Here is a 22,567-nt window from a genome sequence, read left to right on the forward strand (position 1 = left end):
CTATGATTATTTGTATGGAAATATAGATAAATAATATAAGGCTGTGGGAGGTCTATGTTGAGTGAAGAGTTTTAAGAGAGTATTGGTTATGTTTATGGCAGCAATAATGATGTTGACTTTATCCCCTTTAAGTTCGTTTAAATCAGAAGCAGCTTCTGCTGGAGAGTCCATTATTAGCTACGGGAAGAAGTTTATGGGAGTTCCTTATGTTTGGGGCGGGACTTCACCAAGCGGGTTTGATTGTTCAGGATTTACTCAATACATTTTTAAAAATGCCGCAGGTATCTCCATTCCACGGACAACTGACCAACAATACAACATTGGGACATCAGTAGCTAAAAGTGATCTTCAGCCTGGCGATCTTATTTTTTACAAAAATACATATAAACAAGGGATTTCTCATGTTGGTGTATATGCTGGGAATAATATGGTCTTAAATGCTACATCTAGTAATGGGATTGACCTTGTATCTATGGATAACCCGTATTGGGGACCAAAATACGCAGGAGCAAAACGGGTATTAAACGAAACAACAGCTTCTGTGATACCGGACTGGTTTACAGATGTACCAAAAACAGATGCCACATACACAGCAATTAAAACATTGACAGATCAAAATGTCATAAATGGTTTTGAAGATTACACGTTCCAACCAAAAGCTCAAGTAACCCGCGGACAAGCAGCGGCAATCATAAACCGAGCACTTGGCTTGAAAGCTGAAAGAATGAGCCACTTTACAGATGTATCAAAAACACATCGTTTTGCCTCTGATATTGCTGCAATTCGCGAAGCGGGCATCATTATGGGATTCGATGATAAAACGTTCCGACCGGAAGTGGAAATGACGCGCAATGAAATGGCCGCTATAATCCAGCGGGCATTTGATCTGAAAATGTCGCAGACGACTGCTACGAATATTAAGTATTCTGATATTCGGGCTGATCATTGGGCGTATAAAGGGATTGTGACAATGTCTTTAATCGATAAAACAGGCCTCTTTCAAGGGGATAAATTCTATGGAACTCACCTTGCAACACGTGAAGCATTTACAGTTGGAATTTATAACGCTATAAATGCAAAATGAAAAAAGGAAGCTCTGCCCAATCGATCAGAGCTTCCTTTTTTCTGCTTTTAGGATGAGTTATTCGAATAACTCATCCTTTTTGGCATTATCTAATCAAGAATGCTCGTTAGTCGCATCTTTAAAAGTAGGGGGGGAGAGTCAAACCATATCGATTCGCTCATACGAAAAACCTGGTGAATCTAAACATCAGGTTTCTTAAAGACGAATCTTAAGACGCCATGCTGCGGCACATTTCAGCACACTTGAAACAAGCTTCGGCGCATCTTTGGCAATGGTCAGCTTCATGTTTTTTACACTCATTCCCACATGCTTCACAAATTTCAGCACACAGTTGACAAATTTGTTTTACAAATGGGCTGTTTCTCTGCATTGATTGTGCTGCAAAAGAACAAATTTCGGCACATTCACGGTCTAAACGAATACATTCGCTCATCATTTGGACGTGTTCTTCAGTTAAACATTGATCGAAGCACTTATTACAAGCCTCCATACACTCTAAGCAAGCTTTAATACAATCTTGGAAATGATGGTTCATGATTGTACCTCCTTTAAAAATTTGAGTTCCTTAAATATATTGCCCACTTTATTTAATTTAAACGAAAAAATTCAAACTCCATAATTTCTGCACAATTTTTCTCGATAATTAATAACACTTATCTTTTTTATCAACAACGGAGGTGTTATTTTGTATTCTGTTCTTATATTTTTAGGTGAAAAAGATTCTTTAACTGTTCTCCATTCACTTCTGAAAAAAGAAAAAATAAGGTGTTTATTTGCCGTATCTGAAAAGGATGTCATACATATGATCCAAAATGAACGGATTAATTTGTTTGTTTTCGATCCAAGTTCTTCTGAGTTGTGGCTGAAAATATGCAAAAAAGTAAAAACACTTTCTGACATTCCAATTCTCATGGTAACAGAAAGCACTGATAAGGAATCCATTTTGAACGGTTTGTATGCTGGAGCGGATGATTTCATAGCGGCACCAATTGACGAGGACATCTTTTTAGCTAAAATTAAAGCTAATTTAAGAAGAGAAGGTACTGTTAGTGTCAATGAAATTCATTTTAATGGTCTGGTGCTCAATAAAACAAGGTATGAAACTGCATATGAGAATACATCCTTGTCCTTGACTCAAAAAGAATTTAGTTTGCTCGACTGTTTTTTGAGCAATAAAAATCAAGTTTTAACGAGAGAACAATTGATTATGCAAATATGGGGATATAAATACACAGATACTCGCACAGTGGATTCCCATATAAGAAATTTGCGTGGAAAACTAAGGACAGTTAAATTTCCAATAGATGATCATTTAAGAACATCATGGGGATATGGATATATTTGGATGACTGAAGGGAGAAAGGAAAAATCAACTTACCATAAATCAGATTAACGTCAAAAGTGAAAAAGGTAGTATGTTTTATTAGTAAATTTATTGTTGTAGGCAACCTTGAAGAAAATCGAACGCACGCACGAACAGGTCTAGAAAGTTTGACTAAGATTTCAACAGCTATTTATGTTGAAAAAAAGGCAGTCTTGATAATGTTGTAACAGTAAAAAGAATAATAACGGCTGGTCTCCATAATAGTTTCTATTTTGGAGGCTTTTTTTAAAATCCATAAATTCTCTACATTTTGAAACTATAATAAAATGAAAAAGATTTTCTGCGAATTTGAACAGTAAATAATGGCTTTTCATACAAATCCACCATTAAAATTCATCAAAAATAATTAAATACTGCTATATGAAAGAAATAGATGGGACCATCTAAACAACGGAATGGAGAGAGGGAGCATGAAAAAGAAGTTATTGATTGTTGATGACGAATGGAATATGAGGAATCTACTTAGAATTCATTTAACAAAGGACTTTGACATTACTGAAGCAGTTGACGGAGAAGAAGCAGTATCCCTTATCAAAAAAAGTTCGCTGGACCTCATTATATTAGATGTTATGATGCCTGGGTTAGACGGCATGGAAGTGTGCAAAGAAGTCAGAAAAGTAAAGAAAACACCTATTCTGATGCTAACCGCTAGAAACGATACGAAAGATAAAGTTCACGGACTAGAAATGGGAGCCGACGATTATTTAGTTAAGCCATTTGAACCGGATGAACTTTTAGCTAGAGTAAAGGCTTTGCTGAGAAGGTCAGCATTAAGCAGCGAAACAAGCGAGAAAGAAGGCAAGGGAGCCCTGAATTATGGAAATGGATTTATGGAAATTGACCAGGAAGGGCATAGTGTGTTTATCGCAGGTGAAAAGCTCGAATTAACGCCCAAAGAGTATAAATTGTTGCATGTCATTGCATCAAACCCCAAAAGAGTTTTCACAAGAGATGTTCTTCTCGATATTTTATGGGGATATAATGACTCACGTGACACCAGAACGGTCGACAGTCACGTGAAGAATATCCGTATTAAAATAAAGGAAAAAGGATTTGACTATAACCCATTTGAGACCGTATGGGGAGTAGGGTATAAATTTCGCGAACCGGATGAACAGTTATGAAACTAAACAGTATAACGGTAAAATTGGGTATCATTATTATGGTTTTATTTTCATTTGTACTTTTTCCATTAGTGTATACTATCGACCAGATGTTTACTTCTTTTTATATTAGCCAAAAACAGGAGCAACTTGAAAATTTCGCATCAAAATACTCTACTACCATTACAGATGTTGAAGACGTGAATTCTTATCACATGTTTGAGATGTTGTCTGAGTTAATGGATGCAGAACTTTTTGTTTTTGACATGGAGGGGGATATTTTAAAGAGCACAGGAGTATTAAATTTTATTGAGGACACCAAAGTGCCAAAACAAATCTATAATCCAATTGCTCAAAATAAGACGCTTGGCTACGAATATACAGCACCATCGAGCTCAAAAGAATTTTTCCTTGCCGGAAAGTCCATTGTAGTCAACGGCAAGGTAAATGGTGGTCTTGTTATTGTATCAAGCATGGAAGGTGTAAATACTTCTATAGAAAAAGTACGTCTGTGGCTATTAATATCTGTTATCGGTGCTTTTTTTATAGCTATTGGCTTTACATTTTTCGTATCCAAAAGACTATCTAACCCTCTTTTGAAGATGGAACAGGCAACACGTGAGATAGCAAAAGGTAATCTAAGCACAAATCTGATAGTTCCTACAAATGATGAAGTAGGCAGTTTGGCAACAGCCATTACAGATCTAGGAAGAGAATTAGATGAATACAGGACCAACCGAAGAGAGTTCTTTGCCAATATATCACATGAACTAAGAACACCTATTTCTTATATAAAGGGATATTCACAGGTATTGACTAATGGTCTTATTTCTAACGAGGCTGAAAAAAATCAATATTTAACCATTATTAATGAGGAAGCGGACCGCTTAACAACATTAATAAACGACTTGTTTGAACTCGCTAAAATGGAAGAAGGCAAAATCGATTTAAATTATGAGTGGCTAGACATCGGCGACATTTTAAACAGTTCTGTGAAAAAAGTATCCCTCAAAGCGGCAGAGAAAAAAATAGAAATACGGTTAAACACAGTCATCGATTATCCGCTGCTTTACACCGATGGAGTCCGTTTAGAGCAAGTGATTATTAACTTAATTGAAAATGCTATTCGATATAGCGACGATGAATCACGTATAGATATTTACACTAAAATGTATAATGAAAATCTTGAAATATTCATTCAAGACTTTGGTATGGGTATACCCGAAGATGATGTACCATTTATTTTTGAACGCTTCTATAGAGTAGAAAAATCAAGATCAAGAGCATCGGGAGGGACCGGCTTAGGTCTCGCTATTGTCAAAAATTTAGTACAATTATTAGGTGGAGAAATCAAATTTGAAAGCATCCAAGGAAAAGGGACGCTGTTTAAATTAGTATTTTCTACAGAACAAAAAGTGGGTGAAACAAATGAAAAAAATAATTGATATAGTCATACCACTATTTTTTATTTTGATGGGAATAGGCTGTCTTACACTGTCAAGTACTGTTTTTCATTCACATAATGCACTGCATAGTCTATTTGAGTCCACAATTGGGATTTGTATTTTTTTACTAATACCGATTCTCTTAGGAACAATATTTATATGGGTTAATAGAACAAAAAAATCAAGAGAATAAGGGTCAAAAGGCAGGGGCTTTCAACAAGGTTTTTTGAAAATGACTATAAAAAGGGCTTTGCACATATACTGTACAAAATCTGCTCTGGGGAGGGATCTAGAATGTCTACATCTTTACTCATCTTGACATCAAGTGTCATATTGGTTTACCTTATCACCTTCATTTATATTTCAAAATATAGAAGAGAAGTGCCTTCTATGGTGGGAATGATTGCTGCGATGGCATTAGGAATGATGATCGGGTTACTAGGGGGGACTATAGCAGGCGTATACTTTGTGGAAAACCTCTTTTTATCAACTCTTGTTGGGGGAGGGATTGGGTTTTTAGCAGGGACCTTTATTGGACTCCCTTTCAACCTCCTCTCCACAATAGAAGGAATGCTGTCCGGTCTGATGGGCGGCATGATGGGTGCCATGCTTGGAGCCATGATTCCGAGTGTATATGCGGATGCGATAATTAAGCTTTTGTTTTCATTGGAACTCTTATTTAATTTAATCATCCTTTACCTGTTAATCAGTGAAGGGCCGAGGGGAAAAGAATCGATAGGAAGAAGGTGGTTTGAAAACCCTGCATTAATGAGTACAACGCTAGCCTTATTTTTCTTTTTTTTTAACATGGCCGGTCCCATCGCTTTTCCTAAACAGCCCCCTCATGTGAATCACACTTCACAAAGCAGCAATGGATCAACCAAAGATATGAGCAGCATTATAGAAATTAATGCAGAAGATTTTTCATATTCACCGCATAATATAAAATTCAAGAAATCTCAAACGGTTACAATCCGTTTGAAAAATGTTGGACAAGTTGAGCATGACCTACAAGTGAAAGGTTTAAAGGCAGAAGTGATAGAGTCAGAAAGCCATCATTCAGGAGACCAAAGAGACTTACATATACATGCCATGCCTGGTAAAAATTCTTCCATCACCTTCAAACCATTAGAAACTGGAAGGTTTGAGTTCTATTGTACACTTCCAGGGCACAAAGAATCGGGAATGGCGGGAACATTTGATGTTCTTTGACGGAAAGAAATTTTCAAATAATCGGCATATGCAAATTGAAAGTCTCCTTTCAGTTGATTTAGTATGAAAATACAAAAAGGAATCGGGAACATGTATAATTTGTTCAATAATTTCAGCAATTTTGTCACACAGCCCTTTTTGAATTGGTTTCATCAAATGGACAATATCTCAATTGGAGGAGCACTGCTTTTAGGGTTTATTGGTGCGTTAGTGCCCTGCCAGCTGACAGCCAATGGCAGTGCGCTTATGATCTATGGAAACTCATCCCTTAGAAAAGGCGTTGTATGGTCTCATATTTTTTTATTCCTCTTAGGAAAAATAGTTGTTTTTAGCGGGTTAGGTCTCATGGTTTGGCTCGTTGGAAGCCAGATCGAACAGACCTTGACGCTGTTTTTTCCTTGGTTTAGAAAAATAATTGGCCCATTGTTAATTCTTGCGGGGTTCTTTTTATTAGGAATTATTAACTGGAAAAAAGAAATTTCTTTTGGGAAAATCCCTTCGAGACTGTTTAAAGGGAAAACAGGTTCTTTTTTAATGGGTGTCAGCTTTTCTCTGGGCTTTTGTCCCACGATGTTCGTACTTTTCTTTGTTACACTGATGCCACTGGCTTTATCGGTTCCATATGGATTTGTTCTTCCAAGTGTTTTTGCAGTCGGAACAACGCTTCCTCTTTTGATCATCATCTTTATTGTCTGGTTCTTAGAAATGGATAAAGTCATTATGGCGAAAAGCAAAAAAATAGGGGACATGATACAAAAAATGACTGGTGCTGTTCTTATATTGATTGGTATGATGGACACCATTGTGTACTTGTAGGAGTGACGGTTATGGAAGTTATTCTTCTTTTTGGCACAGGAATTCTGACCATCATTTTCAGTATAGCTCATTTGAAAAGCACATCTTCAGTTACGACAAAACCTTTATTTATTTATTCTTTATTTTCTTTTCTGCTGCTTTGGTTGCTTTTCTTTTATAATTTGAATATGTACAAGGATGAAATTGCACTTGCCTTTTCAAATGTTAAAGAAGAGCCAAAGGAAACCATTATGGAAGAAAACATAGAAACGGAACAAAATTTAGTCGGAGCAAAAGGAAAAGCAGAAGTGACTAAAAAGCTCTTGGATGCTCCATTAATCAACCAACTCCCGGAACTGCCCAGAGGGTGTGAAGTAACAAGTCTTGCCATGCTTTTGAGGAATGCAGGTGTCAAAGTAGATAAAATGCAGTTGGCAAAAGAAGTGAGGAAAGACCCTACACCGATGACTTATCGAAACGGCCGAGTACATTTCGGCAATCCTGCCATTGGATTTGTAGGAGACATGCATTCATTTAAGAATCCTGGATATGGTGTGTACGATAAGCCTGTTTTCCATTTGGCGGAAAGGTATCTTCCAGGACAGGTGATCAATATGACAGGCGAAGCTTTTGACAGTGTGCTTAACAAAATCAAGACAGATCAACCTGTTTGGATTATTACAAATGTAACCTTTGGTGTACTTGAGGATTTACAGTTTGAAACGTGGAATACACCTGAAGGGGAAATTAAGATAACGTATAAAGAACATTCTGTTTTAGTTACCGGCTTTGATGGGAATTACATTTACTTTAATGACCCGCTGACCAGTATTAAAAACAGCAAAGCGAACAAGAAACAATTTATTGCAGCCTGGGAACAAATGGGGAAGCAAGCAATCAGTTTAAAGTAGGTAGTGGATAATCTCAAGGCCGATTGAAGGCACTATGACCTGAAAAAAGTGAACAAAAAAGGTGATCCCCTGTAAGGGGTCACCTTTTTTATATGGGCATTTACTTTTGTAAAACCAGTTCTTTTTCTTGAGCAACTGAAGAAAAATCAAATTTATTCTCAATGTGGATCTGGTGCCAAAGCATAAAGATAATGACAGTCCATAGTTTTCGGCTATTATCTTTTTTATTGGCACAATGCTCATTAAGTAGTGCCAACACGGCGTCTGTATGAATCAAATGGTTCACATGGCTGTTTTTGATAAGATCCACTGTCCAGTCATACATCTCGTCTTTAAGCCAGAGCCGGATCGGAACCGGGAATCCAAGCTTTTTTCTTTGCAAGATATGCTCCGGCACAATGCCCTCTGCAGCTTTTCTTAGGATATATTTAGTTGTGTTATTTGCGAGCTTGAATTTTGTTGGGATTTTGGAAGCGACCTCGAACACATTACGATCTAGGAACGGAACTCTTAGTTCTAAAGAGTTTGCCATTGTCATTTTGTCAGCTTTTAATAAAATGTCGCCTCTTAACCATGTATGAATATCAATATGCTGCATCTTCAATACTTTATCGTACTTTACCGCTTCACCATAAAATGGACTGGTTATATCAGTATAATGCAGTGCCGGATTTACTTGATGAAGAAGAGCGCGCTTTTCTAATTCCTCGAAAATTTTAGCATTCCCTATATACCGTTCTTCGAGGGGCGTGCATCCCCTTTCCGTGAAGCTTTTCCCTTTTACTCCTTCTGGTAAAAGTTTAACGAGGCTTTTCAGCGCTTTTTTCATCGGAGCAGGGATATTATCGAAGCCTTGTAAATCAATAGATTCTCGATAAATATTATAGCCGCCGAATAGTTCATCGGCCCCTTCTCCTGATAAAACCACTTTTACTTGTTTTTTTGCTTCACGTGCGACAAAGTATAAAGGGACAGCAGCAGGATCTGCCAATGGGTCATCCATGTGCCAGATAATCTTAGGCAATTCCTCCATAAACTCTTTAGCAGAAATCGTATAATCAATATTTTCTAAGCCCAATACATCAGCTGTTTCTTTCGCTACATCGACTTCACTGTAACCGCTGCTTTCAAAACCAACAGAAAACGTTTTAATTTTCGGGTTAACTTGTTTAGCTAATGAAACAATGAAGCTTGAGTCAATTCCACCAGAAAGGAAAGAGCCTACTGGCACATCACTCCTCATGTGAATATTGACTGATTCTAATAAAACATCCTGTATTTCTTTTGCCAGTTTTACTTCATCAGACTGTACAGGATTAAACGTCGGCTGCCAGTAGCGTTGAATGTCCATCGGCTGTCCGGGAGATTTGGTAAAAAAGTGTCCCGGCCGTAGCTTTTTAATCGCTTGAGTCATTGTAGCAGGTTCCGGTACATATTGAAAAGTGAGATAATGATGAAGAGATTCGGGCCTGATGGCCGTATCATTGACGGCCTTGGCAATGCTTTTTCTTTCAGAACCGAAAAAGGTTTGGTTTTCTTTTTCTAGATAATAAAACGGTTTAATGCCGAATGGATCACGGGCACCAAATAACCTTTTGTCCTGTTTGTCCCATATCAAAAACCCAAACATTCCTCTTAATTCATTTACCATTTTGTCATTTCTTGCACTGTAAAGAGCAATTAAAACCTCTGTATCAGAATGAGTACTAAAATGGTATCCCTCTTCTTCTAATTGATTTCTCAGTTCTAAATAGTTATAAATCTCTCCATTGAAGACAATCCAATACCGCTCATTTTCATAAGACAAAGGCTGATGACCCGCTTTCAAATCAATAATACTAAGCCTTCTGAAACCAAGCTTTACATGCTCATCTAAATAATACCCAGCGTCATCCGGACCTCTATGAATAATCATATTATTCATATTCTCTACTGTATTTTGATTTTCTAAAAAGTCATTATGCGCTACATTAGAAAATATCCCTACAAAACCACACATTCTTTTCACTCCACCTCTGGTAGTTTCTACTATCAAAATACTCATTTTAGCAGGGGATTTTGTAGAATATGTGTAGTTTTCAAAATGAGACATAGTTTGAAAACGATTAAATAATTATTTTCTAAAAGCTATTGTTGTCTCTCCTTAGAAAATACACATTTACTACTTATACTGTTAATGCAGCAAATTAAATGAGGGGGAACCTTATGACATGGAAAGTATTAAAGCATTAGATCGTATTGCCTTTCAAGTTGGACCCTTAACGATTTATTGGTATGGACTGATTATCATGACAGGTATTTTACTTGGGTTGTGGTTGGCGACAAGAGAGTCCGTGAGGCAGGGGCTACCAAAAGATACATTTAGTGATTTGCTTTTTATTGTATTGCCTGTAGCAATAATTTCAGCTAGGCTATATTATGTTACTTTTGAATGGACCTACTACTCTCAAAATCCCTCCCAAATCTTTGCGATTTGGGAAGGTGGTATTGCAATTCATGGTGCGCTTTTAGGATCATATGTAGCTGGATATATCTTTTCCAAAAGAAAAAAGATTTCATTTTTGAAATTGGCAGATATTGCAGCACCTAGCATCGTGTTAGGACAAGCAATTGGTCGGTGGGGAAATTTTATGAATCAGGAAGCTCATGGAAGAGAAGTGTCTAGAGCTTTTTTGGAGCAATTATATTTACCTGATGTGATAATTAACCAAATGTACATTGATGGACAATACTACCACCCAACATTTTTGTATGAGTCGGTCTGGAGCACAATTATTTTCGGCTTACTGCTATACGCAAGAAGAAAACGTTTAGTCGAAGGCGAACTTTTCTTTTCATATCTTGTTCTCTATTCTATCGGGCGATTTTTCATCGAAGGTATGAGGACCGATAGTTTAATGTTGTCTGAAGGGTTAAGAGTGGCCCAGTTGGTGTCTATTGGGCTAATCTGTATAGGAATCAGCATGATAGCCTGTCGAAGAAACAGCTTGAAAATAAGAAACGGAAACGGAGAGCCTAATGATGAAAAAATCAAATAAACCTAAAAAAAGTCCTATGCTCATGTGGGGCATTTTATTGACAGTTATCGCAGCAAGTACAGCGGGGATTTTCTTTTTGAGTAAAGGCACAGAGAAATCAGTCAGTTTTGATCATATCCATGGAATCGGCTACACAGGTGATGGCAACAGTTTGGTCATACCGGCTCATGATGGATTGAGAATATATGAAGAAGATACTTGGCGAAATGCTGAAAACGAACCAAACGACTATATGGGTTTTTCAATGATAAATGATGGCTTTTATAGCAGTGGCCACCCGGCTCCAGGCAGCGACTTGAAAAATCCATTCGGTATTGTGAAAAGTGATAATTTCGGTTCTGAAATCGAACCCTTGACTTTATACGGGGAAGTGGATTTTCATGGAATGGCGGCAGGCTACAACTCAAATATCATTTATGTTATGAACCCGCAGCCTAACACCGTTATGGCGTCCCCCGGTCTTTATTTTTCTACAGATGAAGCGAGGACTTGGAAGAATAGCAAGTTGAACAATCTAGTTGGATCTGCATCGGCCATAGCAGTTCACCCTGAAAATGAACAAATGATTGCGCTTGGAACTGATCAAGGTGCGTTTCTTTCTGCAGACAATGGGAATACTTTCAACCAGACATTAAAAGAGCCCGTCTCTGCTATGACGTATACGTTCGATGAAAAGGTAGCAATAGGTTCTAGGGGGGAAAAAGCAAAAGTGACGATTCTAGATTTAATCTCTCTTGAACCAAAAGAGCTGTCTATTCCATCGCCGAATGAAGGAGAGTTTATTTCATTTATTGCAGTAAACCCTAAAGATGTAAATGTTATTGCGTATTCAACCAGTGAAAATAATGTATACCAAAGTAAGAACGGGGGAGCTAGTTGGACTGCAATTGTAAAAAAAGGAAAGGGTGTAAAGAGTGACTAAACTGACAAAAAGCTGTAGCCGTTCATATCTCAAGCGCCTTATACTGAAGGCAAGAAAGATTAACACCTATTATATCCTTCCGAAATACAGTATAGAGAGGTGATAAAGATGTGTTTTTCAAGCAACGCTATAGAGCAAGAGGCTTTAAAAGTGACGGAACAAATAAAAAAGAAAACTATTTACAAATTTGTAAAGGCTGATTTTATAAATGGACACGATAACGATGACGACTTGAACTTAATTTCGAGAATCACGTTAGAAGATCACAGTGGAAAAAAGTACTGCATTGAACCAAACCCGAATGGACTACGATTTGCAGAAGGGACCATCACATTTCATGAGTACAAGGAGTTAGAACGAAACGAAAAGAAACAAGGGACTCGCCTATTGCTTTTAACAATCACTGTTTACTTAGCAGCAGGCGGAACGTTCATCTGGTACTTGCTTTAGACCATTCTGCCGCTCAACCGACGCAAAAACATGTCGTTATTGCGTCGGTTTTTTGTAAAATCAAACAATCGCTTTTAAAAATGCGTATTTTGATGATGACTCCATTAATTCTCCATAATTAATCGCTATGATTAAAAAACGATCATATATGGAGGTGCAGCAAATGAAATCAAAAGTTACTTTATTCTTTTTTATATCCCTTTTTGCCTTAATATTAAGTGCCTGTAGTATGGCTGGCATGGACCATAGCAACATGAATATGGGGGACAAAGATGCAGAAACAAAGAAAGAAGAAACAAAAGATTTACAGGCTACAGCCGCAGCGGAAACCATAACAGATAATGAGTTTACCTTGGTAGCCCAAGAGAGAACACATAATTTAACAAGCAAAAAGAGCGTTACGGCATGGACATTTAATGGATCCGTACCTGGCCCAGAAATTAGAGTCCAGGAAGGTGAAGAGGTAAAGATCAATTTGAAAAACGAATTGAAAGATCCTGTAACAATTCATTGGCATGGTCTTCCTGTCCCAAATGAAATGGATGGAATACCTGGGGTAACTCAAAATGCTGTACAGCCTGGCGAGAGCTTTACTTATAAATTCACAGCAGAGGTACCCGGAACTTACTGGTACCACTCTCATCAAGAAGGAGCAACTCAGGTTGATAAAGGATTATACGGTTCCTTTATTGTAGAAGGAAAAGATCAAAGAGAATATGACCGAGATTATACTCTTGTTCTTGATGAGTGGATGAGTAATATGGACTCCATGGATATGGAAGAAACAATGAATATAGAGTCAGACAACGCTGAAAACATGGAAGGCATGGATCATAGCAATATGGAGATGGGGCCAAAAGCGGAATTAGCAGGTCCAGAGTCTGAAGATATGGCACATGATATGAGTATGTATAATATTTATACCATTAATGGGAAAAGCGGAGAAAGCATTAATAAGTTAACGGTGAAAGAAGGAGAGAAAGTCCGCTTGCGCTTAGTAAATGCTGGATTTATGTCACATAAAATTCATCTGCACGGCCATAATTTCAAAATCATTAGCTCGGATGGTCAGAATATTTCCAATCCTCAAGAAGTAAAAGAACAGTTGATCTCAATTGCCCCAGGTGAAAGATATGATATTGAATTTACAGCGGATAACCCTGGCGAATGGCTTTTAGAATGCCATGGGGATATGGAAGGCACTGATGGTATGCGAACGCTTATTCAGTATGAAGACTTCTCAGGAAAATCGACTGATAAATCCAACAATCGTGAAGAGCTTCCCGCATTTGATTTGACTTCTTACGGCGAAAAAGAAGAAGGAGAGTTTACATTAGATCAAGTATACGATGTATCCTATACTATGGACTTGAACACTCAAACAACAAATGGAAAGCAAAAATTCACTATTAATGACAAAACGTATCCCCAAACTGAGCAGATACAGGTAAACGAAGGAGACACAGTAAAAGTCAACTTGGTAAACAACTCAAAAGATGATGATCACCCTATGCATTTACATGGTCACTTTTTTCAGGTTTTAAGCAAAAATGGGAAGCCCGTTGAAGGGTCTCCTTTGATGAAAGATACGATTAGTTTGGAACCAGGTGACGAGTACATTGTGGCTTTTAAAGCAGATAATCGTGGCAACTGGATGTTCCACTGTCATGATTTACACCATGCAACCGCTGGAATGGTTACACAAGTAAATTACGAAGGATTTAAACCCAATTTTGTACCGGATCCTGCAGCAAACAACAATCCTGAATAAAAGATGCATTCATGCTAAAAAAAGAGACTGGTGTCGGTCTCTTTTTTTAAGTCAAATAATATTATGAAGGGCGAGAGCTGTAATGCCAAACAAGTCTAAAACTTTTGACGTCAACAATACTGTGAACGATCTCCGCTTAAATGCAACAGATATTGCAGATAAAAGGAAGTTGCTCGAAATACTTTACCGCTTTTCTGCCGGGAATAAAGAAAAAACTGTCTTAGTTCAAAATAGAGAAAACCCAAAAGAAGAAGGTATTTTGATCAGTCTTGAATATTTTGAGGAATTGCTTTCTTACAAAGAGGCCGTTCAGGAAGTTTTTGATTATTTAGTTAAAGAAGAGAACGTAAAAAATCATTCCATTAAATAAACATATTCTACTTGTAAAGCTGCAAACTAGAACGACTAATGGAAAATCGTTCTTAACCTCGGTCCTGCAATAACTTTTTTATTTTAAAAAGAGCCAACCTGTAAAAATCAATAGCCTAATGAGGATGGCTTCACAGAAATTATAATATGCACCGTTTAATTCAGCAGAATGTAAGTCCTGTTTTGAGCTTCCAGATACACTCATAATCATTTCTTTTTCATCTGCAGTGCATCCTCCATATTTTCTGCACATTTTCCGGGTATATTATAATTTATAATTAAAGGAGGGGTTATTTACATGTGGAATAAGAAACTAAAAAAATCTGTATTAGGAATATCATTTGCATCCTTTTTATTAGTACTGGGAGCCTGCGGCAATACAGATGATGAAAATATGGGAAATACAGAAAACACAGAAACAATGGATGAAAATATGGAAGGCATGGATCATGGAAATATGGATATGTCTACCTCTGGTGAAGTCCCGGAAGGTTTGAAAACAGCTGAAAGTCCAACCTATGAAGTCGGCACTTCTGCCATGATCAATGCAGACCATATGGAAGGCATGAATGGAGCTGAAGCAAGGATTGTCGGTGCATATGATACTACCGTTTATACCGTTTCTTACACTCCAACAACGGGTGGAGAAAGAGTAGAAGATCATAAATGGGTCATTCATGAAGAGCTTCAAGATGCTGGTGAAGCACCACTAGAGTCAGGAACAGAAGTAACAGTTAACGCAGATCACATGGAAGGCATGGAAGGTGCGACAGCCGAAATTGATTCAGCAGAAGAAACCACCATATACATGGTTGACTACACCCCAACGACGGGTGGAGAAAAAGTTATAAACCACCAATGGGTAACAGAAAGTGAACTTTCACCAGTTCAATAAAACCACTAGTGCCGTACATATTCCATTGAATATATGCGGCACTAATTTTGTATTTTAGACAAAAAAGTAAGCGCTTTCTTGTCTATTCAATATGATGAGTGGAATAACTTTTTATTTCTTCTACCTGCTCTTCGAGAAAAAATATTTCAAAAAAAGATCTCTATATGTAAGAATTATTATAATATCTAAATTTGAAGAAAGTGTGGAGAATCATTCTTTTTTAAATGTCCAACTTGAGCGTACAGCAGTCCCCATGTCATTGTTCAAATAGACTACACGTAGTCTATTTGAACAATGACATGGGGAAGTACGACTAAAATTCTCATTTCTTTTTATTTACCAAACATAAAAATATTTTATTATCTTTGATTTTCAATTTATCCTCAAATGATTTCTTTGCTTTAGATGATTTAAAGTCTTTAATAACAGGTGTAACTGCTGGAATAAAATGACCGGCCTTGACAACTATTGACCAGTGAAACAGTAAATAGGGGGTATCAAACGAGCTTTTCTTTGTTTAGATTTATTTTTTCAACATTATTGCTTAGATTTGCCTCGGCATTATTAGTTTATGGATTATGGAAGAAACCTTGGCAGGCCCTGTTTATTAGCAGAATAGCTTTTCTATTGTCTGCTGGAGTGTATGGATTCTGTAATAAGGCTGAACAAAGTGCGATTGTTAAGGCAGCATCCGAGGAAGAAAAAGTTGTTAAATCGTTATCGGTAGAAAAAACCCTTATTTCTGAAATAGAGAATGTAGGTCCCTGGCTTTACGATGAGGGTGTTAAATATGCTGTGCAAGGAACGTTTCCCTCTTATTCTTTTGCGGAATTAAATGAAAAAGCCGATTTAATTGTTGAAGGAAAGCCAACAGCCATATTAGAAGAATATATGGTGGACGGAGACGTGCCATTTACAAAATTCTCTTTTAAAGTGAATAAAGTGCATAAAGGAGATAAAAAAGAAATCGAGAAAGAAATCGAATTTTTGCAGGATGGAAATACTGTAATGGTTTTTGATGAGCATCCATTGTTGGAAATCGGAAATAAATATATCTTATTTTTGAAGATATCTGAAATAGGTGATGTAATCATGGTCGGTGGACCAAATGGTAAATTTGAATATAAAGAAGAACTAAAAGCCTACACAGACGTTTCTGGTAAACAACTGAATGAAAATTTCACTCCTCAATAATTTTCAAATGCAACATAAATGCAGTTTTGTTTTATTGAAAACGCCCCGGCTGCTTTTAATAGCCAGGGCGTTTAATGTGCAGTAGGAACGAACTATTGATTAAGGATTGAGTTGTTATGTCGATAATATTTGGGTTCTCCTAAACACTGGTGCAGGTATATTATTGAAAGAAAAAGAGGACCAATTTTTTGGTCCTTCGCTTCATTTGTTCTTCAATTCAATTTTCAACCAAATACATATCTGCATACTACTCTATTTCTTTATCCTTCCGTAAGATGGATGTCTTTTACTTGACCCCTTTAGAAGAAAGTATCCCTACTTCATTGAAGTGATGAGCATAATTGGCTGCCAGCTGTTGTCCAGTAAAAATTTAATTCAATATAAATGTTATTTTGTTGCGTTGAAAACGTCTTGGATGTTACACGGAACTGACCCCACATCCAAGGTGTTTTTTTAGCTTACTTCTCTATTTATTCTAAAATAAATAAAGCTTCAACTAAGAATTACCCGATAATTACACGTTCTTTTGGGTAATGGTAATTCTCTTTTAGAGTTCCTTTGCTCAGTAAAAAGATAAAGGATAAAATTCCGATCCGGCCGATAAACATCAACAGGATAATGGTCACTTTTCCTGGAGAGCTCAATTCTGGCGTGATGCCCATCGATAGTCCTGTGGTGCCAAATGCAGAACTTACTTCAAATAAGATTTCCATCAAGGAAAAGGGTTCAGTTATCGAAAGAGCAATGGTCGCGATAAAGCAAACAAAAAAAGCCGTAAAGCTGACTACAAATGATTTTCTTACATCCTCGACATGTAATTCACGCTTAAATATCTTTGTGTTTTGGTATCCTCTTGCGAACGAGTAAAGAAACAAAAGGTTTACCGCGAAAGTGGTGGTCCTTACACCACCTCCAACTGAACTGGGAGAAGCACCAATAAACATTAAAAAACAGATCACTAGCAAGGTAGGTTCAGAAAACTCACTAACGTCCATGGTAGCCAGCCCGCCATTTCTTGTTGTGGCTGATTGAAACAAGGCGTAAAAGAAGGATTCGTGCCAGCTTTTATCTTTAAAAAAATGATTGGTTTCTAATAATAAAATCATGATCGTTCCAAAGGCAAACAGCAAAAAGAAGGTAGTCGTGGTTAATTTTGTATATAAAGAAAAAGAAGGCCCTACTGTCTTTTTTTTACTGGTCATATAATTCTTCACTTCGATCAATACAGGGAAACCGATGGCTCCCAGTGTTAATAGAAGAATATGAACAAATTGAACAAAGTAATCCTGAGCAAATGGAACAAGTGAACTGCCTGTGATATCAAATCCGGCATTGGTGGTGGCACTGACCGACGCAAATAGTCCCTGAAAATAGGCTTCTTGCCAGGTTGGGAAATAGTTCAAAAAATAGGTGCCGAGTACTACTGTGCCAACCAATTCTATCAAGAGAATAATGGCTAAGATCTGCCTCATAAGATTGACCAGTCCGGAGAGTTGGGACTGGTTTTGATCAGTCATGATTAACTGCCTTTCCTTTAACCCAATCCTTCTTCGAGCAAGCATCCAAATGAACGTACCGAGAGTCATGATACCGATGCCGCCAAACTGCAGGATAAACATTAAAATAAAGATACCCGGCGTGCTAAATGTTTCCGGCGTTGAAACAACGGCTAACCCTGTAACACTGATAGCACTCACAGCTGTAAATAGTACATCTAAAAAAGTTAACTGAACACCAGGATTCAATGCAATAGGCAAACTAAGCAGACCTGTTGAAATAACGGTTGCAATTAAGTAAAAGGCTACAATGAGTTGAGAGGGGGTTAAGGCATTTTTTCTTATAATTCGCATGACAAAATAAAACTCCTTTGCTCACTAACTTTCTCCATTATAAGCATAACTTTGGGCAGAAGCTATCTAGCGGTTAACTAGCATGTCTTTATCAGCATGTTTGCATTCTAATTATTGAGTAATCATTCCCTCCTTTAAGCCCTATTGTTAAAGCTTTATCAAAACAAAATGATGCTTTTTATCATTCCACAATTTTCTGAAAAAGTATGCTTCAGAGGATTCATCATCTTCTCATGAAATCTCATTTTAAGTGGCTATAATAAAAGCAACGTAATACTAGACAAATTGGACCCGAATTCTTGGACAGAGGGGTGATTCCAATGAAGAAAACTTATGGATTTATTTTCTGTTTCACTGCAATAGTTCTATTCTTGGCAGCATGTCAATCAAACGAACAAAAAGTAACAGAAGCAACGAATGCAATAGACGAGGGGCTGAATGAGAAGGCAATGGAGCAAAAACTTCCTGAATCAAAGGAAGATATAGCATTTGAAGTAGAAATAAAACAACACACGGATTCTCCGTCAGTGATCAACATTTTGATGCAGAATAATAGCAATAACTTTGTTATTTATGACAGACAGTTTAGTATTGAAAAAAATGTTGAGGGCATATGGTATTTCGTTCCCTTTGAAGATGACCTGAAAGTGTTTCAAGATGATGCCCCCGCAGTAAGTGCACAAGAAACCATTTCAGAAAAAATTGATTTGACTCAATTAAAGGACAATCTTTCTCCTGGTAATTATCGTGTCACTAGAACATTCAGCAAAGTTATTTCCAGTAATGAAAGCGAAGCAGAAACACAATACAAAGATTTCAAACTTGCTGCGCCGTTTAAAGTCACCAATTAAAATGTAGTTACTGAAACACAATGCTGTTTTTATGTATTTGAAAGGACCCCAGCTTTCAAAAAAGTTAGGGTCCTTTGCTTTGTAGCACTAGTCAACAGTTTTGATCAACTATTCATCCTTAATTAAAATAAATAAGCACAAAAAGGCACATTCTGAATCAAAGTAGGTGCCACCTTTTTGTGCTTTTGCTGCTGTAGTTAAATTTTTTATCTTTGTCTCTTCTACTCTTTTCGCAAAAAATTCTTCACCCGGTTAACATAGGGTGTTTTATCATAGGAAAAATACAAATGACTTGAAAGTTTAAGTGGATCGCCAAAGAAAAACCGTTCATAGAGCGTTTCACGTGTACCAAATGAGCTCATCGTTAAATCCCATGCTAAACGGAAAATCTTCACCCGGTCCTCTGCATTTCTCGATTTAGCCTGTAAATACTGGTCCAAGTCCTTTCTAATAATGGACTTGAATGTATTTTCTGTCGGGATTGCCATCAATCCACTTGCACCTAACAGTTGAATAATTTCAGTAAACCTTGGGTAAATTCGCGGGAAAAAGTTGATAGCGATTTGTAGTGTTGTTTGATCTGGCCGCATAAATCCCCATTCATCGATGTTGGCTTCGACCTCTGATTTAATTACTAATGCTTTCATCGTTTCTAAGGCAACAATTATTTCAGAAGCTTTTTCCTGAACGTGGTGGTATTCCGTGATATTAATGGTATCAATGATGGACTGGACAATACCTAAAACAAATTCCGTTTTAATAATCTGTCTGGAGACCGCTTGATGTAAGGTCAAAGGCAACACCGAACTAACAGCCATGAAGCTATTCGATACTTCTATGTTGTCATAGTAAAAGACGCGTTCCCATGGGACCAAAACATTGTCGAAAATAACAATCGTATCCATTTCTTCAAACCGCGAGCTTAACGGATAGTTAAATGAAGAGTCTCCTTCAACAAAAGAATCCCTGCAAACAAACGTAAGACCATTACTGTTACTAGGTATAGAAAACGCAAAACCTTTCGCTTTATCTTGAATTCCTCCTGCTGAAAAAACCACTATTTCATCCGTTATTCCGCCCTGTGTTGCCAGCAGCCGCGCACCTTTTACGACGATCCCTTCTTTGTTCTTTTTTATCACTTTTGCTGCAACAGGTTCATCGGTATCTTCAAAATAAAATTTTGCCCGGTTTACTTGCGGATCAATAAAAGTATGTGTCATGGATAAGTCCTTTTCACGTGCACATTCATAAAAATTCACGATATTTTCGGGAAAACAATTTTCTTTTCCTCTTAAAAATTCCGCAGATGCTGCAAATGCCGTTAACATTGTATTCATATAATCGGGACTTCTTCCCATCATTCCATTGTTGGATAGAGCCCATTGCTGGATCATTGCCCGTCTTTTTGTTAAATCTTCTTTTGTTTTTGGCTGTAAAAAGGACAACCCCACGTGGTCTCCCGTTGATGGCGATTGATAGGTCATGACCTCTTTAAGTGATTTATTATGCTGCAAGTCATATAGCGTTGCTTGACTTTTCATGACTCCTTGAAAGGCAGGGTGCTCGGAAATTTTGCCTGTCACAGGAGCGCCATCGATCCAGATCCTTGTTTTTAACTGATCAATCCGTTCAATGTAATTATTTCCAGTTGTAGCAGGCATAAGAGTGCACTCCCTAAAAATTAATTACCTATTTTTAATGGGCGCACTGAAAGAGATCACCCATTTCTTTAGTCATAGCATATGTATATGTGCTTTTCATGGTTACTGCTGATGATCTTATCCATTTTTTAATTCGGTGCGCTTTCTTTATGAAGTTCGTCTAATAATTCTATTTCCAGCTTTGAAGTCTTCTGGTGTAAATGTTATCTCATATTCGTCTAAACGCCAGGTTTCGCTTTCTGCGTTTAAGGAATATGTGTCACCCTCCGTTGATGCTTTTTGATCATTAGTACAGCCAGACAACAGGCCGGTGGCGATGGAAAATAGAAGTAAGAACTTTATTGGATTTTTTCTTTTCATGAAAATTCTCCTTTCGACTACTTCCTGAAAAACAAGAGGTAGTCTTTTTTGTTATGATTCGTCTTGAAATAAGGTATTCTTACTATACAGAGATCAACCTGCAAGGCAGATACTAAAGCGTTTGCTTTGCTTCTGCAGCGAGGTCTGCCTACAATCTGAAGCATGCTTGACTTCTACAAAAAAACAAGTAAAATATAAGTAAAAAGTTTTACTTATTAAATATGAACAACATTCATTTTTAAAGGATATATGGAGGACAAAAGAATGGCGACTATTAAGGATATAGCAAAAGAAGTCGGGTTTTCGATTTCGACTGTTTCGCGTGTGTTAAATAACGATTTGAGTTTATCTGTCCCGGATGAAACGAGAGAGAAAATATTTGAAGTAGCGGATAAGCTTAATTACCGAAAAAAAACGGTCAGGCCGATGGTGAAAAACATTGCTTTCTTGTACTGGCTAACCGATAAGGAAGAATTAGAAGACGTTTATTTTAAAACCATGAGGCTGGAAGTTGAAAAGTGGGCCAAAAAATGCAATGTGGAGCTCACGACCTACAAAATTACAGACGGCATCGCTAAAATCCCTGACACTATCGAAGGGTTTATTGCGGTAGGCTCGTTCTCGGATAAAGAACTGGACTATCTGAAAAGTATAACATCCCGGGGCGTTTTTATCGATTCTACACCTGATCCGGATCTCTATGATTCTGTCCGGCCTGACTTAGCGCAAATGACGAAAAAAACGGTGGACTTCCTGATAGAAAAGGGACACTCCCGTATTGGCTTTATTGGCGGCACGTACCATAATCCTAATACGGACCAGGATGAAATGGATATTCGTGAAAAAACGTTTCGTGCCTATATGAAGGAAAAAGGCTTGCTGGACGATCAGTTTATTTTTTGCCACCGGGGTTTTTCTGTACACAATGGCTACTATTTGATGATCAAGGCAATTGAACAATTAGGCGAATCTCTGCCTACTGCTTTTTTTACGGCAGCTGATCCGATCGCGGTAGGCTGTTTACAAGCATTGAATGAGTATGGAATTGCGATTCCGAATCGTGTCAGTGTTATTGGGGTAAATAATATTAGTGTCGCGAAGTATGTATCACCGCCGCTTACGACATTCCGGATTGATCTGGAGGAGATATGCAAAAACGCTATGGAGCTGCTGCTTGAGCAAATAGTAGAAAAACGGAAGACAGTCAAAACCTTATATTTAGGGTCGGAACTGGTCGTCAGGAAAAGCACCAACTAATTGAATGTTGATCAC

21 protein-coding genes are annotated in these 22,567 nt (G+C 37.6%); 16 read left to right on the forward strand and 5 right to left on the reverse strand.

What is annotated here, in order from left to right; genetic code table 11:
- The first annotated feature begins 61 nt into the window (after positions 1–61).
- Entirely contained in the window at positions 62–1,084 is a 1,023-nt protein-coding gene (locus tag BW952_RS09390; protein WP_076496267.1) for a C40 family peptidase, read from the forward strand.
- Between the two features lie 208 nt (positions 1,085–1,292).
- Here BW952_RS09390 and BW952_RS09395 read toward each other — a convergent pair whose 3' ends face one another.
- Positions 1,293–1,619, reverse strand: coding sequence for a four-helix bundle copper-binding protein (locus BW952_RS09395; RefSeq protein ID WP_076496269.1), 327 nt, complete (start codon positions 1,617–1,619; stop codon positions 1,293–1,295).
- A 150-nt stretch (positions 1,620–1,769) separates the two neighbouring features.
- Here BW952_RS09395 and BW952_RS09400 point away from each other — a divergent pair, with 150 nt between their 5' ends.
- The 6 genes from BW952_RS09400 (at position 1,770) to BW952_RS09425 (ending at position 7,934) form a co-directional block, all read left to right on the forward strand.
- Entirely contained in the window at positions 1,770–2,477 is a 708-nt protein-coding gene (locus BW952_RS09400; RefSeq protein WP_052698564.1) for a response regulator transcription factor, read from the forward strand.
- A 401-nt stretch (positions 2,478–2,878) separates the two neighbouring features.
- The gene (locus BW952_RS09405; protein ID WP_045852570.1) at positions 2,879–3,592 is read left to right on the forward strand and encodes a response regulator transcription factor; all 714 of its coding nucleotides are present in this window, start codon (positions 2,879–2,881) and stop codon (positions 3,590–3,592) included.
- Entirely contained in the window at positions 3,589–5,016 is a 1,428-nt protein-coding gene (locus BW952_RS09410) for a sensor histidine kinase (RefSeq protein ID WP_045852569.1), read from the forward strand. Before BW952_RS09405 ends, BW952_RS09410 begins: the two co-directional genes overlap by 4 nt.
- Before the next feature lie 294 nt (positions 5,017–5,310).
- Positions 5,311–6,228, forward strand: coding sequence for a cupredoxin domain-containing protein (locus BW952_RS09415; protein ID WP_045852568.1), 918 nt, complete (start codon positions 5,311–5,313; stop codon positions 6,226–6,228).
- 90 nt (positions 6,229–6,318) lie between these two features.
- Positions 6,319–7,044 (forward strand): urease accessory protein UreH domain-containing protein, encoded by a 726-nt coding sequence (locus tag BW952_RS09420; RefSeq protein WP_045852567.1) that lies wholly within the window; start codon positions 6,319–6,321, stop codon positions 7,042–7,044.
- Between the two features lie 11 nt (positions 7,045–7,055).
- Complete coding sequence (locus BW952_RS09425; protein ID WP_082084696.1) at positions 7,056–7,934, forward strand: C39 family peptidase; 879 nt, start codon at positions 7,056–7,058, stop codon at positions 7,932–7,934.
- 100 nt (positions 7,935–8,034) lie between these two features.
- Here BW952_RS09425 and asnB read toward each other — a convergent pair whose 3' ends face one another.
- Positions 8,035–9,933 (reverse strand): asparagine synthase (glutamine-hydrolyzing), encoded by a 1,899-nt coding sequence (asnB, locus tag BW952_RS09430; RefSeq protein WP_045852566.1) that lies wholly within the window; start codon positions 9,931–9,933, stop codon positions 8,035–8,037.
- 211 nt (positions 9,934–10,144) lie between these two features.
- Between asnB and lgt the strand changes: the two genes are divergently transcribed.
- From lgt to BW952_RS09465, 7 genes are all read left to right on the forward strand, one after another.
- The gene (gene lgt, locus BW952_RS09435; protein ID WP_045852565.1) at positions 10,145–10,972 is read left to right on the forward strand and encodes a prolipoprotein diacylglyceryl transferase; all 828 of its coding nucleotides are present in this window, start codon (positions 10,145–10,147) and stop codon (positions 10,970–10,972) included.
- On the forward strand, positions 10,956–11,894 hold the full coding sequence (locus tag BW952_RS09440; RefSeq protein ID WP_052698563.1) for a F510_1955 family glycosylhydrolase: 939 nt from the start codon (positions 10,956–10,958) through the stop codon (positions 11,892–11,894). Before lgt ends, BW952_RS09440 begins: the two co-directional genes overlap by 17 nt.
- A gap of 150 nt (positions 11,895–12,044) precedes the next feature.
- Positions 12,045–12,344 (forward strand): hypothetical protein, encoded by a 300-nt coding sequence (locus BW952_RS09445; protein ID WP_139325435.1) that lies wholly within the window; start codon positions 12,045–12,047, stop codon positions 12,342–12,344.
- A 163-nt stretch (positions 12,345–12,507) separates the two neighbouring features.
- Positions 12,508–14,115, forward strand: coding sequence for a multicopper oxidase family protein (locus BW952_RS09450; RefSeq protein WP_052698562.1), 1,608 nt, complete (start codon positions 12,508–12,510; stop codon positions 14,113–14,115).
- 82 nt (positions 14,116–14,197) lie between these two features.
- Positions 14,198–14,485, forward strand: coding sequence for a hypothetical protein (locus tag BW952_RS09455; protein WP_045852563.1), 288 nt, complete (start codon positions 14,198–14,200; stop codon positions 14,483–14,485).
- Between the two features lie 297 nt (positions 14,486–14,782).
- Positions 14,783–15,379, forward strand: a complete 597-nt coding sequence (locus BW952_RS09460) for a YdhK family protein (RefSeq protein WP_045852562.1) — start codon at positions 14,783–14,785, stop codon at positions 15,377–15,379.
- A gap of 513 nt (positions 15,380–15,892) precedes the next feature.
- Complete coding sequence (locus BW952_RS09465; protein WP_139325436.1) at positions 15,893–16,573, forward strand: hypothetical protein; 681 nt, start codon at positions 15,893–15,895, stop codon at positions 16,571–16,573.
- 503 nt (positions 16,574–17,076) lie between these two features.
- Here the strand turns inward: BW952_RS09465 and BW952_RS09470 are convergent.
- A complete protein-coding gene (locus tag BW952_RS09470; protein WP_045849108.1) occupies positions 17,077–18,423 on the reverse strand; it encodes a TrkH family potassium uptake protein in 1,347 nt (448 codons plus the stop codon).
- Between the two features lie 320 nt (positions 18,424–18,743).
- Here BW952_RS09470 and BW952_RS09475 point away from each other — a divergent pair, with 320 nt between their 5' ends.
- Entirely contained in the window at positions 18,744–19,274 is a 531-nt protein-coding gene (locus tag BW952_RS09475) for an immunoglobulin-like domain-containing protein (RefSeq protein WP_045849109.1), read from the forward strand.
- Between the two features lie 221 nt (positions 19,275–19,495).
- Here BW952_RS09475 and hpaB read toward each other — a convergent pair whose 3' ends face one another.
- Positions 19,496–20,935 carry a 4-hydroxyphenylacetate 3-monooxygenase, oxygenase component gene (gene hpaB / locus BW952_RS09480; protein ID WP_045849110.1) on the reverse strand — a complete coding sequence of 480 codons (1,440 nt, stop codon included), beginning with the start codon at positions 20,933–20,935 and terminating at the stop codon, positions 19,496–19,498.
- Between the two features lie 147 nt (positions 20,936–21,082).
- Positions 21,083–21,295, reverse strand: a complete 213-nt coding sequence (locus BW952_RS09485; RefSeq protein WP_045849111.1) for a hypothetical protein — start codon at positions 21,293–21,295, stop codon at positions 21,083–21,085.
- A 264-nt stretch (positions 21,296–21,559) separates the two neighbouring features.
- On the opposite strand from BW952_RS09485, the gene BW952_RS09490 reads away from it, so the two are divergent.
- Complete coding sequence (locus BW952_RS09490; protein ID WP_045849112.1) at positions 21,560–22,552, forward strand: galactan degradation operon transcriptional regulator GanR; 993 nt, start codon at positions 21,560–21,562, stop codon at positions 22,550–22,552.
- The last annotated feature ends 15 nt before the right edge of the window (positions 22,553–22,567 follow it).

It is taken from the genome of Domibacillus enclensis (assembly GCF_900156125.1).
GTDB lineage: Bacteria > Bacillota > Bacilli > Bacillales > Domibacillaceae > Domibacillus > Domibacillus enclensis.